This window comes from Microcoleus sp. Pol11C3, assembly GCF_036701485.1.
Taxonomy (GTDB): domain Bacteria; phylum Cyanobacteriota; class Cyanobacteriia; order Cyanobacteriales; family Microcoleaceae; genus Microcoleus.
In genome coordinates this window covers 1-14,446 of sequence record NZ_JAUBQW010000150.1, presented here as the reverse complement: position 1 = coordinate 14,446, position 14,446 = coordinate 1, and the positions used below count along the sequence as shown (strand labels likewise).

At 46.9% G+C, this 14,446-nt stretch carries 14 protein-coding genes; 10 read left to right on the top strand and 4 right to left on the bottom strand.

Annotation, left to right across the window (positions count from 1 at the left end):
• Nucleotides 1–44: 44 nt before the first annotated feature.
• The 3 genes from QUA40_RS24270 (at nucleotide 45) to QUA40_RS24260 (ending at nucleotide 4,331) form a co-directional block, all read left to right on the top strand.
• Nucleotides 45–2,567 (top strand): HEAT repeat domain-containing protein, encoded by a 2,523-nt coding sequence (locus QUA40_RS24270; protein WP_333130628.1) that lies wholly within the window; start codon nucleotides 45–47, stop codon nucleotides 2,565–2,567.
• Nucleotides 2,568–2,645: 78 nt separating this feature from the next.
• The gene (locus tag QUA40_RS24265; RefSeq protein ID WP_333130626.1) at nucleotides 2,646–3,347 is read left to right on the top strand and encodes a Uma2 family endonuclease; all 702 of its coding nucleotides are present in this window, start codon (nucleotides 2,646–2,648) and stop codon (nucleotides 3,345–3,347) included.
• A gap of 219 nt (nucleotides 3,348–3,566) precedes the next feature.
• Nucleotides 3,567–4,331, top strand: coding sequence for an ABC transporter ATP-binding protein (locus QUA40_RS24260; RefSeq protein WP_333130624.1), 765 nt, complete (start codon nucleotides 3,567–3,569; stop codon nucleotides 4,329–4,331).
• Between the two features lie 170 nt (nucleotides 4,332–4,501).
• Here the strand turns inward: QUA40_RS24260 and QUA40_RS24255 are convergent, their stop codons facing one another.
• The 3 genes from QUA40_RS24255 to tadA all read right to left on the bottom strand — a co-directional run bounded on the left by QUA40_RS24255 (nucleotide 4,502) and on the right by tadA (nucleotide 6,606).
• Nucleotides 4,502–4,870 carry a hypothetical protein gene (locus QUA40_RS24255; RefSeq protein WP_445301192.1) on the bottom strand — a complete coding sequence of 123 codons (369 nt, stop codon included), beginning with the start codon at nucleotides 4,868–4,870 and terminating at the stop codon, nucleotides 4,502–4,504.
• A 223-nt stretch (nucleotides 4,871–5,093) separates the two neighbouring features.
• Nucleotides 5,094–5,822: a lysophospholipid acyltransferase family protein gene (locus QUA40_RS24250; protein ID WP_333130620.1), complete on the bottom strand. Its 729-nt coding sequence runs from the start codon at nucleotides 5,820–5,822 to the stop codon at nucleotides 5,094–5,096.
• A gap of 283 nt (nucleotides 5,823–6,105) precedes the next feature.
• Nucleotides 6,106–6,606 carry a tRNA adenosine(34) deaminase TadA gene (tadA, locus tag QUA40_RS24245; RefSeq protein WP_333130618.1) on the bottom strand — a complete coding sequence of 167 codons (501 nt, stop codon included), beginning with the start codon at nucleotides 6,604–6,606 and terminating at the stop codon, nucleotides 6,106–6,108.
• 75 nt (nucleotides 6,607–6,681) lie between these two features.
• Here tadA and QUA40_RS24240 point away from each other — a divergent pair, with 75 nt between their 5' ends.
• The 3 genes from QUA40_RS24240 to QUA40_RS24230 all read left to right on the top strand — a co-directional run bounded on the left by QUA40_RS24240 (nucleotide 6,682) and on the right by QUA40_RS24230 (nucleotide 8,591).
• Nucleotides 6,682–7,278, top strand: a complete 597-nt coding sequence (locus tag QUA40_RS24240; RefSeq protein WP_333130616.1) for a TerB family tellurite resistance protein — start codon at nucleotides 6,682–6,684, stop codon at nucleotides 7,276–7,278.
• A 306-nt stretch (nucleotides 7,279–7,584) separates the two neighbouring features.
• On the top strand, nucleotides 7,585–8,418 hold the full coding sequence (menB, locus tag QUA40_RS24235; RefSeq protein WP_333130630.1) for a 1,4-dihydroxy-2-naphthoyl-CoA synthase: 834 nt from the start codon (nucleotides 7,585–7,587) through the stop codon (nucleotides 8,416–8,418).
• Nucleotides 8,406–8,591, top strand: a complete 186-nt coding sequence (locus QUA40_RS24230; protein WP_333130614.1) for a hypothetical protein — start codon at nucleotides 8,406–8,408, stop codon at nucleotides 8,589–8,591. The genes menB and QUA40_RS24230 overlap by 13 nt, the downstream gene beginning before the upstream one ends.
• A gap of 50 nt (nucleotides 8,592–8,641) precedes the next feature.
• Here the strand turns inward: QUA40_RS24230 and QUA40_RS24225 are convergent, their stop codons facing one another.
• Entirely contained in the window at nucleotides 8,642–8,944 is a 303-nt protein-coding gene (locus QUA40_RS24225; RefSeq protein ID WP_333130612.1) for a hypothetical protein, read from the bottom strand.
• Between the two features lie 512 nt (nucleotides 8,945–9,456).
• On the opposite strand from QUA40_RS24225, the gene QUA40_RS24220 reads away from it, so the two are divergent.
• The 4 genes from QUA40_RS24220 to QUA40_RS24205 all read left to right on the top strand — a co-directional run bounded on the left by QUA40_RS24220 (nucleotide 9,457) and on the right by QUA40_RS24205 (nucleotide 14,071).
• On the top strand, nucleotides 9,457–10,686 hold the full coding sequence (locus QUA40_RS24220) for a hypothetical protein (RefSeq protein ID WP_333130610.1): 1,230 nt from the start codon (nucleotides 9,457–9,459) through the stop codon (nucleotides 10,684–10,686).
• 261 nt (nucleotides 10,687–10,947) lie between these two features.
• Entirely contained in the window at nucleotides 10,948–11,652 is a 705-nt protein-coding gene (locus QUA40_RS24215) for a PspA/IM30 family protein (protein WP_333130608.1), read from the top strand.
• A gap of 240 nt (nucleotides 11,653–11,892) precedes the next feature.
• A complete protein-coding gene (locus QUA40_RS24210; RefSeq protein ID WP_333130607.1) occupies nucleotides 11,893–13,089 on the top strand; it encodes an RNA-guided endonuclease TnpB family protein in 1,197 nt (398 codons plus the stop codon).
• A gap of 199 nt (nucleotides 13,090–13,288) precedes the next feature.
• Entirely contained in the window at nucleotides 13,289–14,071 is a 783-nt protein-coding gene (locus QUA40_RS24205) for a PspA/IM30 family protein (RefSeq protein ID WP_333130605.1), read from the top strand.
• Nucleotides 14,072–14,446 lie beyond the last annotated feature (375 nt).

The window sequence follows — 14,446 nt, the reverse complement described above, 5'->3', positions numbered from 1 at the left end:
CTTAAGCTTCGGTGCGCCTACCTTAACGGATCAATATCCGTTTGATGCTCAAAAGCGCAAAACCGGGATGCTCCCGATCGCGAGATCGCGAATCTCTCGATGCAGAACTTCTCGAACAAACCTGGAGTCAACTAGATTTAACTTCTTTACCGCCAAGATTTAAGTGGCAAACCATCGCCAATCAGTATCTCGCAGAAGTTCAAGAAATTCTCTTTGACTCAAAAGACTTGCGCGATATCTTGAATGCTCAAAATCTGGATAGCATTCAGAAAAATACTCAAGAAACGGCGGGGATTATCCCGGAATTTGACTTGAGGCAATATCAAGAAGCTCTGTGCGAGCGTTACAGCAATCTCAATTTAAGCAGCGTCGATCCCAATACCTACGATTATCGGGAAAAGTTGAAGGTTTGGCAAATCTTTATTTTCCAAGATGTGCGATCGATTTACGAATCATTTCTGCCCCAAGCTTACGAAATTCCTAAAGAACATCAACGGCGGCTGCAAGACAGCAATCAATTAGACGCGATCGATCTAGAAAATTTAGAGACATATCGGCGCGGTTATTTTTCTCAGCCGATAGTATCGGTGTTAGATGTTATCAACGATAAGCAAAAGTATCCCTACCTTGTTATTTTAGGCGATCCGGGTTCTGGCAAGTCTACTCTGTTACAATATTTAGCATTAACCTGGGCGATCTCGCCCTTAAATAGCGTGACATCTCTGCCGATTCCCCTGCTAATAGAATTGCGAACTTACATTCGCAGCGGGGAATCAGGACATTGCAAAAATTTCCTCGAATTTTTCCATCAAAGTCCGGGTTCAATATGTCACTTGAATCAGCATCAATTGCAGGAACAGTTAAAAGCAGGCGAGGCTGTGGTGATGTTCGACGGGTTAGATGAAATTTTCGATCCCGGGAAACGAGAAGATGTAATTACGGCGATTCATCGGTTTACCAATGAGTATCCGCGCGTGCGAGTGATTGTCACGTCTCGGATTATTGGTTACAAACCTCAACGGTTACAAGATGCAGAGTTTCATCACTTTATTCTCCAAGATTTGAATGCGGAACAAATTCAGGATTTTGTTCGTCGCTGGCACGAATTAACTTTTACTGATACTGGGGAAAAAGTGCGGATTAGTGAGCGCATGAAAAGAGCACTAGCGTATTCATCAACGATTCGAGATTTAGCGGGTAATCCGTTATTGTTGACGATTATGGCGATTTTGAATCGCGGCCAAGAATTGCCGAGAGACAGGGCGGAACTTTACAATCAAGCTTCGCGGGTGTTGCTTTATCAATGGGATGTGGAAAGGTCTTTAGTAGAGGATAGCAGGCTCGATCCGAAAACTATTGATGCTAAAGATAAGCAAGAAATGCTGCGGCGAGTCGCTTACAAAATGCAAGCAGCACCTGAAGGGTTGGCTGGCAATATTATTAGTGCGGAAGATTTGGAGAATACCCTGACAGGATATCTGAAGAATAAAGATTTCGATCGACCGAAAGAGCGGGCAAAATTGATAATTAACCAACTGCGAACTCGCAACTTTATTTTATGTTTTTTGGGGGCGGATAGTTATGGGTTTGTGCATCGAACTTTTTTGGAATATTTCTGTGCGTCGGAGGTTGTATATCGATTTGAAAAAACGCGCCAACTTTCTTTAAATGAGTTGAAAATAGAGATTTTTGGCAAGCACTGGGATGATGAATCGTGGCAGGAAGTTTTGTGCTTGATTGCGGGATTGATTGATGGACGGTTCACAGGAGAATTGATTGAGTTTCTGATGTGGCAGGATGGGGAAGCCCAAAAGTTCCGCAATCTGTTTTTGGCCGCGAAGTGTTTGGATGAGGTGAGGGATAGAAAGGTGATTGCTGCGGTTGAGAGTCAATTGCTGGAACGCTTAAAAGAGTTAACAAAGTATGACCTAAATGACTATACTTTTCGTGATACAAAAAATATCAATCTAGTTAGGGAAATTCGTACTCAAGCACTAGCAGCAGTAGCCGCAACTTGGAAAGATGACCCAAAAACCTTACCTTGGCTCAAACAATGCGCTCAATCTGACGATAATTCGGCTGTGCGACGTGCAGCAGTCCAAGAAATAGCACAGGGGTGGAAAGATGACCCCGAAACCTTACCTTGGCTCAAACAATGCGCTCAATCTGACGATAATTCGGCTGTGCGACAAACAGCAGTCCAAGAATTAGTACGGGGGTGGAAAGATGACCCCGAAACCTTACCTTGGCTCAAACAATGCGCTCAATCTGACGATAATTCGGCTGTGCGATGTGCAGCAGTCCAAGAATTAGCACGGGGGTGGAAAAATGACGTAACAATATTTCAATGGTTGTGCGATATAGCTATCAATGATTCTTTTGAACTTCAGTCTAAGTTCCAAGATAATCCTAGAAAAGCAGCACTTGAAATCATGGTCAAGCAATACTCCGATCGCCCACAAACTTTAGAAATACTTCGCGATAGATTTGCCAAAGATCCAGATAAACAAGTCCGCAATTTTGCCCTGAAACAATTGGCAAAATTAATTAGAGAGACTATAATCTAAACAAAAAAAATATCAACAAATTATGCTACTTCAAAAAATAGTATAATTAATATCAAATAGTTCTCGGAGACAACCACCATGCAAGTCACGACCGAACAAATTATTTATCCATGCAGCGACGGTCAACCAATGGCAGATAGCACAATTCAATACAAATTAATTGTCAAAATCAAAGAAGGTTGCGAATCGCTGTTTAAAAACGACCCAAACGTGTTTGTAGCAGCCGATTTACTGTGGTATCCAGTTGAAGGTAGACCCGACATTTCTCAAGCACCCGATGTCATGGTAATATTTGGCAGATCAAAGGGCGATCGACGTTCCTACCTGCAATTTAACGAAGATAATATTGCTCCCCAAGTTGCCTTTGAGATTCGCTCTCACAACGACAGACAAACCAAGATGTACAAAAAACTTTCCTTTTACAATCGCTATGGAGTCGATGAATATTACCTTTACGATCCCGAAAACAACGATTTGAGCGGTTGGCAAAGAATAGAACGAAACTTAGAATTAATTGAGCCGATGGAGGGCTGGGTAAGTCCGAGATTGGGAGTACGATTTGAGTTGGGCGAAGCTGGGTTAGAAATATATCGACCCGATGGACAAAGGTTTCTTTCATATTCGGAATTGGAGGAACAGGGGGAATTAAACCGCCAGCGTGCAGAACAAGAAGCTCAAAGAGCGGAACAAGAAGCTCAAAGAGCCGAACAAGAAGCTCAAAGAGCCGAACGTTTGGCAGCAAAACTGCGCGAATTGAACATCGATCCTGAGAGCATTTAAGCGACAAATTGTTTAATTTAGGGCTTACGCATCAAGACCAAAGAAACCGGGTTTTTTATCGTTTTTGTGGGCTATAACGAATTATTTTAGTGAAAAAACCCGGTTTCTGACCGCCCGTGCGTAAGTCCTATAAGCGTCCAAACGATCGCCCTGACCGCCGCCAAAACCGATAAGAAGTGTTAAGTTAGTAGTTAGTTGTGTCGATCGCACAGAAAAAAAATGCCTGAACTACAAACCGATACATACCAAGACCTCGACCCGCAAGTCCTCTCAAAGCCCGTTGTTGTCGGTCTGGAAGAGGTAACAAAAGTTTACGGAATTGGCGACCTGGAAGTTCGCGCCTTAAACGGAGTCAGCTTGACGGTAAGACAAGGAGAATATTGCTCGATTATGGGCGCATCGGGTTCCGGCAAATCTACAGCTATGAATATTATCGGCTGTCTTGATCGACCTACGAGCGGCAGTTACTACTTAGACGGCGTAGATGTCGCCCAAATGCCCGAAGGAGAATTAGCCGGAATTCGCAATTTAAAATTAGGTTTTGTATTCCAACAATTTCACCTCTTGGCTCAATTGACCGCCTTAGAAAATGTCATGTTACCGATGGTTTATGCTGGCATTCCCGCAGCAGAAAGACGCGAACGGGGAGTAGATGCTTTAACGAAAGTAGGCCTGGAAAGTCGCCTGCAAAACAGACCGAATCAACTATCAGGAGGACAGCAGCAGCGCGTAGCCATTGCTAGGGCTATTGTCAACCGTCCCGTGTTGCTGCTGGCTGATGAACCTACAGGTGCATTGGATACAAAAACTACTCAAGAAGTAATGGATATTTTTACCGAATTCAACGAAAGCGGCATGACAGTTGTCATGGTAACGCACGAACCCGAAGTAGCGCGCCAAACTCGCCGCGTTGTCTGGTTCCGCGACGGTAAAGTTATTCACAATAATCTCAACCCCGCAGAGCTTTCACACGCTGTGTTTTAGTATAAGAGTCGGCATAATAGTCGGCGATTGAAATCGCTTCTAGACAAACAAAGTCCGCCTACGCGGACTGAAGAATTAAGAGGGTATCAGTCCTATGCTAGAGGACTTTAGCTATTAGACAGGGGTTTTCAACCCCTGGCGGACTAATAGACAAAACGCCTGATATGTGATTAATGAAAAGCACTGGGAAAAGCTTCCCAAACTCGATCGACAAAATCTCTAAGTTGCCGAGATGCGATCGCACCATCCTTTTTGTCAGAGTCCAGAGAGTGCAACTCAGTCAACAGTGAAATTACCTCAGTATCCACCGCCGCCCGAAACAAACTCAGCGGCCACAGTAAATCAGCGCCATCACGCAAATCGGATAAAGTGTATTCTTCCAACCATTGCTCAGATAAATCTTTCCCTGACAGTAATACAACTAACATTAAAGGGCGCACCCAACAAACTTGACGTGCCTCAACCACTTGGATCACCTCGGAATGCAGGCACGCATCTCCACATTCTAAACTGACAATTTGACCAGGCTTAAAGTTCAAAGCACAATCCATTAATGCTCACACTTAATACAGACATAACAAAGCAGCAAACTAAGTGCTGTATCTCTCCACAGCACCGCAAAACATTATATCATAATTCCTTGTTCCTTCTTCCTGACATCCGTTACATCCGTTACAGAATCCGTTGCCGAACTTCCTTCTTCCTGACATCCGTTACATCCGTTACATCCGTTACAGAATCCGTTGCCTAACTTCCTTCTTCTCAACTTTCATCAAGCTTTTTAAGAGCCATTTCGAGATCGGCAGTCAACAATCGTGCTTCTTTTTTACCACCGCCACCATTGGCATAATCCGCCACAGAAATCGGAGAACCGATCGCAATTTTTACCTGAGCACCCCATTGAGGAATGCGCGGGCGATAGCGGATACTCATCGGTACAATTTTCACCCCCAAACCCGGTGTGCTCAATTCTGCTTGAATTGCCAAACGCGCCAATCCCGGCTTAATCGGGTGAACTTCGCCATCCTGAAAAATGCCCCCTTCGGGAAAAATCACCAACATCTCCTTGTCGAGAAGAAGTTCCACCCCATAACGAAGACTGCCAATTGCCGGATGCTTGAGATCCACAGGAAACCCTCCCAAATTTCTGATGAACCAACCTTGCAGTCCTTTCACTTCATCAGCAGTTACCATAAACCGCAAATCGCGTCCAGTCACCTTCTGTCCAGTTGAATAGGGCATCATCAGAGCATCCCACCGGGAACGGTGCGTAGGGGCTAAGATGACAGGCCCGTCCTTCGGCAAGTGCTCCTGTCCGGTTATCTCAATCTTGCCAAAATGAAACGGCAGGACAATATAGTGACCTAGCGGGTAGAGCAAGGAGGTTAACCAAGGAGAAACGCGAGAGGTATTAGAGGCGACCTTGGCAGGCATGGGCTTCACTAGAGAGGATTTACTGGACTCAACGGCGATCGTGGCGGTGTGGCGCATAGCAATTAAGCTGCCTTATCGAGATATAAAGTCTAAAGTAAGTTGTTGGACAAATCTTTAGTTTTTGGCTCAGGACACTTTGGCTATTGGCATTGTGCCGATCGAGCGATCGCACCCGCCATAGATAATCTGTAACAGGTAAAACATCAGCCCACCGGACAGCACTAACGCAGAGCCGTCAACCGCCTCGAAAGCCCGATCGGGCAATTACGGATCTATTATTTCAGCTAAAGGGTCAAGTTCGATTAAACATCACCCAGAAGAGAGTCTAAAATTTTACCTGTTAATTTATTCGACGTGCTGCAAACCAAGAAAGCAACTGCTCGCGGCAAACAGACTCCATAATACCGCCGAGCACCTCTAAGCGGTGACACGAATGCGCGCTATCTGGAATATTAGCCGCAGTCCGAATCGTGCCAGTTTTCGGGTCATCTGCTCCGTATACCAGCAGACCAATCCGAGCTTGGACGATCGCACCAGCGCACATCGGGCAAGGCTCCAGCGTTACATAGAGCGTGCATTGGTTAAGATGCCAATCTTGCAAAACTTGGCCGGCCGCCCGCAAAGCCAAGATTTCAGCGTGAGCCGTCGGATCGCAATCTCGCTCTCGCCGATTTTGCGCTTCGGCAATTAATTTCCCACTACCGTCAACAATGGCAGCACCCACGGGTACTTCACCAGCATCACCGGCTGCTTGCGCCAATTCCACAGCCCTAGTCATCCAGCGTTTGTGAATAAAATAAGTAGTCTCACTAATAGACAACGGCTCAGCTTTACAATTCACGTCATACCTAAGTAACAGAAAAACTTAAGATCGATAAAGAAAGTTACATTACAGCTTAATCGAGAGTCTTTAATTATGGACACCACTACGATTACCACTGAAATTGTTGAGCTGTTGTGCCGCATTACCCGGCAAAAGCTCCGCGAACAAGATATCACTCCTTTGGTAGTGTTTATGACTGCTCTGATTTCCATCCTGCGCGGAGTCATGATTATTGACAGGACGATCGCAGTTGAAGAAGAAGAACGGCTGCAAAAGACTCTCAAAGCCTTTGCCAGCGGCGACCGAGATCGGGTAGAACTAATTCAGCGCCTTGTCAAAGGAATCTCCAAACAGCAGGTTTACTTCAACCCCACGGAATTGCTAACCCTGACAGCTTTGTTCTCAGAATCCGAAAAACTGTTGCTCATCGGTTCCGGCTACGAAATGTCAGCCGCAGACGGACACATCGATATGCGGGAGCAAATGTACTTACAGTCGATCGCAAATCGGCTCGGCCTCGACTCCAGACACATTGCAGTCATAGACACTTTATTTACTAAAGAAGGAACCCTCGACTCAGAAGCTTTTGCCGAAGTTCAAGCTTTACTCGATCCCAGCGAATTCGAGTCCCGCGATCCGGTATTTGGCAAAGCAGCAAAGCACTTGCTGAGTATTTTACTCCGCAAATAATCCAGCGCATATAAATTTTGGGGCAGTCAAAGTATTCAGAGGAGTTCGAGGAGTTGACGCTTTTTCGATTTGAGACGGGACTTGCGCGCTCTTACCTTCAAAAACCGGGTTGTTTAACCCCTACCAAGAGCGTTGCACGGCGTATGTCTATCAAAAACCTGGTTTCTGCCTAAGTCCCGCTTTATTTTTTTGGCAAGAGTCGATCGACCCTTGTATCCCATTGAACCGAATCAATCTAAAATCTAAAAGCGACTTGTCGCTGCCTTGATAGACCCAGCTTGGTGTCAAATCTAAAATTGATTGATTATGCAAATTGAATGGCAAACCGCCAAAACCTACGAAGACATTCTCTATCACAAAAGTGGTGGCACCGCCAAAATTACCATCAATCGACCTCACAAACGGAACGCTTTCCGTCCCAAAACCGTGCAGGAACTGTGCGATGCCTTTACTGATGCCCGCGAAGACACAAAAATCGGCGTTGTCCTTTTCACAGGTGCGGGGCCTCATACAGACGGCAAATACGCCTTTTGCGCCGGTGGCGACCAAAGCGTGCGGGGTTCGGCGGGATATGTAGACGAAGGTGGCATACCCCGGTTGAACGTGCTCGACTTGCAGAAGTTGATTCGATCGATGCCCAAAGTTGTAATTGCTTTAGTTGCAGGCTACGCAATTGGAGGGGGTCACGTTCTGCACTTAATTTGCGACTTGACGATCGCTGCTGACAATGCTATTTTCGGACAGACCGGCCCCAAAGTCGGCAGTTTCGACGGTGGTTTCGGAGCTAGCTATCTCGCCAGAGTCGTCGGCCAGAAAAAAGCCCGAGAAATTTGGTTTTTGTGTCGCCAGTACAGCGCGCAGCAAGCCCTAGAAATGGGTTTAGTAAACTGTGTCGTGCCCGTCGAACAACTCGAACTAGAAGGGATTGAGTGGGCTCTTGAAATTTTAGAAAAAAGTCCGATCGCGATTCGCTGTTTGAAATCTGCTTTTAATGCCGACTGCGACGGTCAAGCCGGTTTGCAAGAACTGGCGGGAAATGCCACTTTGCTGTACTATATGACCCAGGAAGGCGCCGAAGGCAAACAAGCCTTTTTGGAAAAACGGCAACCTGATTTTAGTCAATATCCTTGGCTGCCATAACTGGATGGAAAAATCAGTTTTTTTTATGCGCTCATATTAAAGTAGATCCTGCTGATTTTTATGAGTTAGTAAAGCCAAATGCACCCGATCGTCCAAAAGTGTCAGTATTGATACCAGTTCCAAAAAAGAATGAAACTGCTTTGTTAGAGCCAAACCAGGATAATGATCAGTGATTCCCCAATCGAAAATCGAAAATGGTATTATCTATCCTGCTGCCGACTAACTAAACCGAGACTGCTGCTGCGGATTTTTCGGTTAACTTTGTGCCTGTAAGCTGGCAGGCATGGCGATCGGAAAGAGTGACGGTGGCATCCTGCAGCGTCAGAGTCGATTCTTGCCACATTCCAATTTCTTCTATGTTTTCCCAAGATGACCTAAAAGGCGAAACCGCTAAAGCACAAGCTTTCCAGTGACTTTGAACCGGGCCGCCTAGTAAAGCGCAAACACCCCCGCGTCTGCCCTCAGGGGTATAGTGACGGCAGTGACCACAAGCTGAAGTTAAAGGTGAAGTTAATGAGGTTTGCATAAAAGTTCTAGGGAAATCATTTTCATCTCTAATTCTCCTTTGTAGAGCTAGCAGGTTTTAGAGCATCCCAGCCTTTATGCTGTCTGGGTTGTAGCGATCCCCGAAGCATAAATAAATTTTATAATTTATTTATAATCTCGTTATATATAGAAACAATTAGCTCGGTACTTGCTCATTGTATAGGTAAAAACATAGGTTAAAAGTTTATAAAGCCGTTAGGGATCAAGAAAAAGTACAAATGCCCAACGAGTATGAGAGGTTAGAAATAAGCGGTAGCTCAGGATACAAAAAATGGCTGAGAGTGTGGGTAAGCAGCCTCCGGGACGAACCAACAATTAAGTTGTAAAATGAAAATAAAAAAATAGCTGCAGGCGATCGACAGTAGGCGATCGGGCCCCTGTTGCATTGACGCCAAAAGTAGCTAATCATAAAATAGGCAAGTTTTCAAGCTTCTTGTTTATATCTACAATCAAAATATTAAAATCAATTCAGAGATGGTAGGAGTTTTGCTAATGAGTAAGCGTTCTTCGGTTGAATCCCCAAATCATCAATCCTCTTCAACCCCAATCAAGCCTGCTTTGCAAGCAGTCCTGGGGAGTCTGGATGTAAACCTAGAAGCAGAACTGACAACATACAGAAGGCACAGGCGGCGGGCCGAACAGTGGGTGTCCCCCTCAGTTCGTACTGGCAAGCAAACAGCCACAACCGAGCAACAGCTAGCCCAAAACCAGCAGCCGGAGGCCGCGGAGGAAACCCAGCAGCCGCTGTCGCTGCCCCTATCCCTTGCCGGCATCCAGGGCGATGCCCCCCTAGCAACTACCAGGGGTGGCACAAAACTATCTAGCAGTGCCTTGGCACCCAACAAGTATCTCGAATCAAGCGAAAAACTGATCGAAAGTTTGGACGAGTCAAAAGCTGAGCCTACGGTAGAACGGAGTTTAGCCACCAGTTTGTTAACTCCCTTGGGACTGAGTTCGATGCTGCTGTTTTTGCTGTCATGCACAGCTTTGGGCTACGCAGTCAGGTACCCGTCAAATCTAGTTAAGATGGCAGGCCTGAACCGTTTCCTCGATCGCAGCGCACCCTCTCCAAGCGAGAGTCCCACCTCTACAGCCATCTCAGATACCGGTACTAAGGAACTGCCGAAAGCTCCAAATCTGGTATCCAAGGAATTTGTTGAGCTAGATTTGAGCACTCTCAGCAATGTCAAGCCGACAGCCAGCTCGATTCCTTCCCCGTCGCCAAAAGCATCAATCCCGCCCAATCCGGCAGCGCCTCCTGGCCCCAGCGCGGCTGTCCCGATTCCGACAGAAGATGGCAACCCCGCCAGAGGTAGAGAACAAGGACTGAACAATCTCAGCACGGCTTTGCTTCCCAGTCCCCGCCCCAGCGCAGCCCAGCCTGTGCCGACACTGCCGACACTGCCTCCAACACCCTCCCCAGCCCAGCCAGCCGTCGCATCCCCAGCGACAGCATCTCCAGCGACAGCATCCCCAGCCGCCGCATCCCCCCCGCTGGGAAGGCCGGCACGCGCTGCCGACGGTTTCTATTACGTTGTCACTGATTACACGGACGAGAAATCGCTCAAGCAAGCCAGAACCGCAGTTCCCGATGCCTACGTGCGGAACTTCTCAAAGGGTGTCAAGATCCAAATGGGGGCTTTGAACGATGCTGCCTCAGCAGAACTTTTGGTGAAAGAACTGCAAGCAAAAGGGGTGAAACCGCAATACTATCAGCCATAAATTAGACAAAGAGAATTAAACTGATGATCGGCAAGTAGGTTTGGTCCGCGGCACGAACCCTCGGTTTCGCTTCACCCAACATTTGCTCAGTTTTGATGGGTAACGCTTGCGCCCTACCCATCGTAAAAATAATCATGACGACCTAACTTAGAGGAAATTAAAATTAAAAATTAAAAATTCGATTGATGAGTTTTCATTTTTAGTTTTTAATTCTGATTTCTCTGTCTTAATTCTAAAGTTGAAAATCGGGAGACGGGCCTCATGGGATTATTCGATCGCCTTTGGCGAGTGATTCGAGCCAATATTAACAGTTTGGTCGGGGCGGCAGAAGATCCAGAAAAAATTCTGGAACAGGCTGTAATGGATATGCAGGAAGATTTAGTGCAACTCAGACAAGCTGTGGCAGGGGCGATAGCAGCTCAAAAACGCACCGAACGCCAGTGTTCCCAAGCTGAGTCTACTGCGGCAGAATGGTACCAGCGGGCGCAGCTAGCTTTGCAAAAAGGCGAGGAAAATTTGGCGCGGGAAGCTCTGACGCGCAAGAAATCTTATCAAGAAACGGCAACGGCGATGAAAGCCAGTCTCGGGCAGCAAAACGCTGTTGTGACTCAACTTAAAGACAATATGCGGGCCCTCGAAAGTAAAATTTCTGAGGCAAAATCTAAAAAAGATATGTACATTGCCCGAGCTCGATCGGCCAAAGCCTCGGAAAGGCTTCAAGAAATGATGGGCAATCTCAATACAGGCAGCGCTTTGAGTGCGTTTGAACGGATGGAAGAGAAAGTCATGCAGCTAGAATCTCGCTCCGAAGCAATCGCAGAACTCGGAACTAACGATTTAGAAAAGAAGTTTCTCTCTCTCGAAGGTGCCGAGGATGTCGATACCGAGTTGGCGGCGATGAAAGCACAAATGCTTCCGGGCAACAATACACCCAAATTGCCGTCGGGCGAGCCGCCTGCATCCTGAACCCCAGGCCGCAGAACAATAGTTGAGACGAGCAAAAACTTCTCAACAGCCTAGCTAGAGATGGCTCGAAGCCTGTTGGGGAATTCCCGGATCGACGTTAAACTCAACTAGAACAGCAGGAGTCCCGCACTCTACCTGAAAGGTGAGTGTCGGGAGGAATGTGCGGCAGATTGAGGGGTTCGATACCCCGAAAGCTGCCAATACGCTACGATAACACCAGCAAAACTTCACAATTTGAAAATGTCCCAAGTTCTTACAGTCTCTTGCAAATTGGAAGTATCGCAGCAGCAGGTTGAAAAGCTGAATGCGGTACTGACTGCCTTTGCAAAATGCTGTGAGTACGTGAACACCCATACACCCGAAAAGCTGACGAATCAGATTGCTGTTCAGTCCTTGATTTACAAGGAAGTGCGATCGCATTCTGGGCTGTCTGCTCAAATGACGATTCACGCAATTCGTAGAGTTTGCGCTAATCGCAAAACGGCAAAGCAAAAGGTTAAGCCCGTTAAGAAGTTTGCCCCCACTTCTGCCACTTACGACGCGAGAACTTTCACCTTCGGCGAATCGGATTGGTTGGTCAGCTTGACCATGCTGAAGGGCAGAGAAAAGTTTAAGCTGCACATTGGTAATTACCAAAAACACTTGCTGCAAGGACAAGACCCCAAAACGGCAACTTTGGTGAAGCGCAACGATGGCAGCTTTTATCTGAACATTCAGCTTGAGTCTGAGCCACCAGAGAAACAAAAGACTGATGAGGTCTTGGGTGTTGATTTGGGACGCACAGACATTGCTTGTACATCTGCTGGAGAGAAATTCAATGGCAAACAGGTAACACAAGCCAGAGACAGATATAACCGTGTACGGGCTTCGTTACAGCGTAAAGCGTCCAAAGGCACAAGGTCTACTCGTAGAAGGGCGAGACAGATTTTGCAACGGTTGAGTGGACGAGAACGGAGATTCCAGACATGGCTGAACCATACCGTCAGCTATCGACTGATCCAGCAAGCCAAGACATCAAATCAGGCTATTACCCTGGAAGACTTGACCGGAATCAGAGAGCGTACCAATGAACTGCCACGGTCTAAAACAGAACGGAGACGCAGCAATAGTTGGGCGTTCTACCAGTTGCGCCAATTCCTGACCTATAAAGGCGTGAAATTTGGCGTTGATGTAAGACTGGTTGATCCGCGCTATACCTCGAAAACTTGTCACTGTTGCAAGGTGATTGGCAATCGCCAAGGTAAGCGGTTTGAGTGCCTGAATGAGCGATGCGGATGGATTGGCGATGCCGATGTGAATGGAGCAAGAAATATTGCTACTTTGGGGCGGATCGTAAACCTGCCCGGAGGTTCCGAGATAATGTCCTGCTCTTTGCAGGAAGTTGTCTTGAGGGCTACTGAAAGCCCGCACTCTATGCAAAGCATGAGTGTCGGGTAGTTTACTAGATAGGTGCATGAATAAGCTTGCCTGCATCACCTTACTCGATCGCTTTAAACTGGATTTATCTGTCTGCAAAAATTGCCACAAACTAAATCGCACTAAAAATCTGACCTTTCGTTAATTTCACAACTGCGGGCTAGTGCCTAAAGCCTGCTTTCCGCCTACTTCGTACACCTCACCCTGGAAAAATAGCATTATGGGATTATTTGACCGCATTAGCCGAGTCGTCAAAGCCAATCTTAACGATCTGGTCAACAAAGCTGAAGACCCGGAAAAGATTTTAGAACAGTCTGTTACGGATATGCAGGAAGACTTGGTGCAGTTGCGTCAAGCCGTTGCCAGCGCGATCGCCACTCAAAAGCGCACCCAGACTCAGTACAATCAAGCTGAGTCTCAGTCTAACCAGTGGCAGCAGCGTGCTCAGCTAGCCCTGCAAAAAGGAGACGAGACTTTGGCCCGGGAAGCGCTCGTTCGCAAAAAGTCTCACGCTGAAACGGCGGCTACGCTGAAAGCCAGTCTGGATCAGCAATCGGCTCAGGTGGAAAGTCTCAAGCGCAACTTGATCGGTTTGGAGAGCAAGATTTCCGAAGCTAAGACTAAGAAGGATATGCTCAAGGCGAGGATATCCGCTGCTAAGGCTCAGGAACAGCTCAACAATTCCATTGGCTCCCTGAATACTGGCAGTTCAATGGCAGCTTTCGATCGCATGGAAGAAAAAGTTTTGCAGATAGAAGCTCGCGCGGGAGCTTCGGCAGAACTGGCGGCCGGCGGCAGCAATTTAGAGGAACAGTTCCGTTTGCTCGAAAGCGGCGGTGATGTTGACGACGAGTTGGCTCAGATGAAAGCTCAACTGAGCGGAGGTTCTGTGTCTCAAGGTAAATTGCCGGCAGCGGGTAAAACTGCTGCTAGCAGCTCGGAGTCGAGTCCGGTGATTGACGCTGAGTTAGAAGAGTTGCGATCGGAACTCAATAAAATGTAGTAATCTCTCTCAAAATTCACCCAAAAACGAGAGAGAATCCCCTAACTTCAGGCATGGGGAGGAACGCTTTCGGAGCGCTCCCGATCGTCCATAACCGACTGCGTGGCCCCGGTTGCCTGGGGTGCAATTAACTCGTGATTAAGAAAAACCATCCGCGCCAAGAAACGCTTTGATAAGGTGCAATCTCTGATTGCATCTCGTCTCAGCCTGATGGTAGCCGGGGTAAACAAGCAATGGCAGAACGTTGATTCGGGGATTACTTTCGGTTTTGATTGACTCGGAAAGCGTAGATACCTTAAATATAGTCATTTCAAATAAGTATGAGACACTATTCATGCACAATAAGCACGAATAATTTCATCAAGAGATGTGCCA

What these genes read in the sequence shown, in the direction of transcription:
- QUA40_RS24215 (WP_333130608.1), top strand. Translation starts at nt 10,948, where the DNA reads ATGGGATTATTCGATCGCCTTTGGCGAGTGATTCGAGCCAATATTAAC.
- QUA40_RS24250 (WP_333130620.1), bottom strand. Translation starts at nt 5,822, where the DNA reads ATGCGCCACACCGCCACGATCGCCGTTGAGTCCAGTAAATCCTCTCTA.
- QUA40_RS24260 (WP_333130624.1), top strand. Translation starts at nt 3,567, where the DNA reads ATGCCTGAACTACAAACCGATACATACCAAGACCTCGACCCGCAAGTC.
- QUA40_RS24265 (WP_333130626.1), top strand. Translation starts at nt 2,646, where the DNA reads ATGCAAGTCACGACCGAACAAATTATTTATCCATGCAGCGACGGTCAA.
- QUA40_RS24220 (WP_333130610.1), top strand. Translation starts at nt 9,457, where the DNA reads ATGAGTAAGCGTTCTTCGGTTGAATCCCCAAATCATCAATCCTCTTCA.
- QUA40_RS24210 (WP_333130607.1), top strand. Translation starts at nt 11,893, where the DNA reads ATGTCCCAAGTTCTTACAGTCTCTTGCAAATTGGAAGTATCGCAGCAG.
- menB (WP_333130630.1), top strand. Translation starts at nt 7,585, where the DNA reads ATGCAAATTGAATGGCAAACCGCCAAAACCTACGAAGACATTCTCTAT.
- QUA40_RS24225 (WP_333130612.1), bottom strand. Translation starts at nt 8,944, where the DNA reads ATGCAAACCTCATTAACTTCACCTTTAACTTCAGCTTGTGGTCACTGC.
- QUA40_RS24270 (WP_333130628.1), top strand. Translation starts at nt 45, where the DNA reads ATGCTCAAAAGCGCAAAACCGGGATGCTCCCGATCGCGAGATCGCGAA.
- QUA40_RS24205 (WP_333130605.1), top strand. Translation starts at nt 13,289, where the DNA reads ATGGGATTATTTGACCGCATTAGCCGAGTCGTCAAAGCCAATCTTAAC.
- QUA40_RS24240 (WP_333130616.1), top strand. Translation starts at nt 6,682, where the DNA reads ATGGACACCACTACGATTACCACTGAAATTGTTGAGCTGTTGTGCCGC.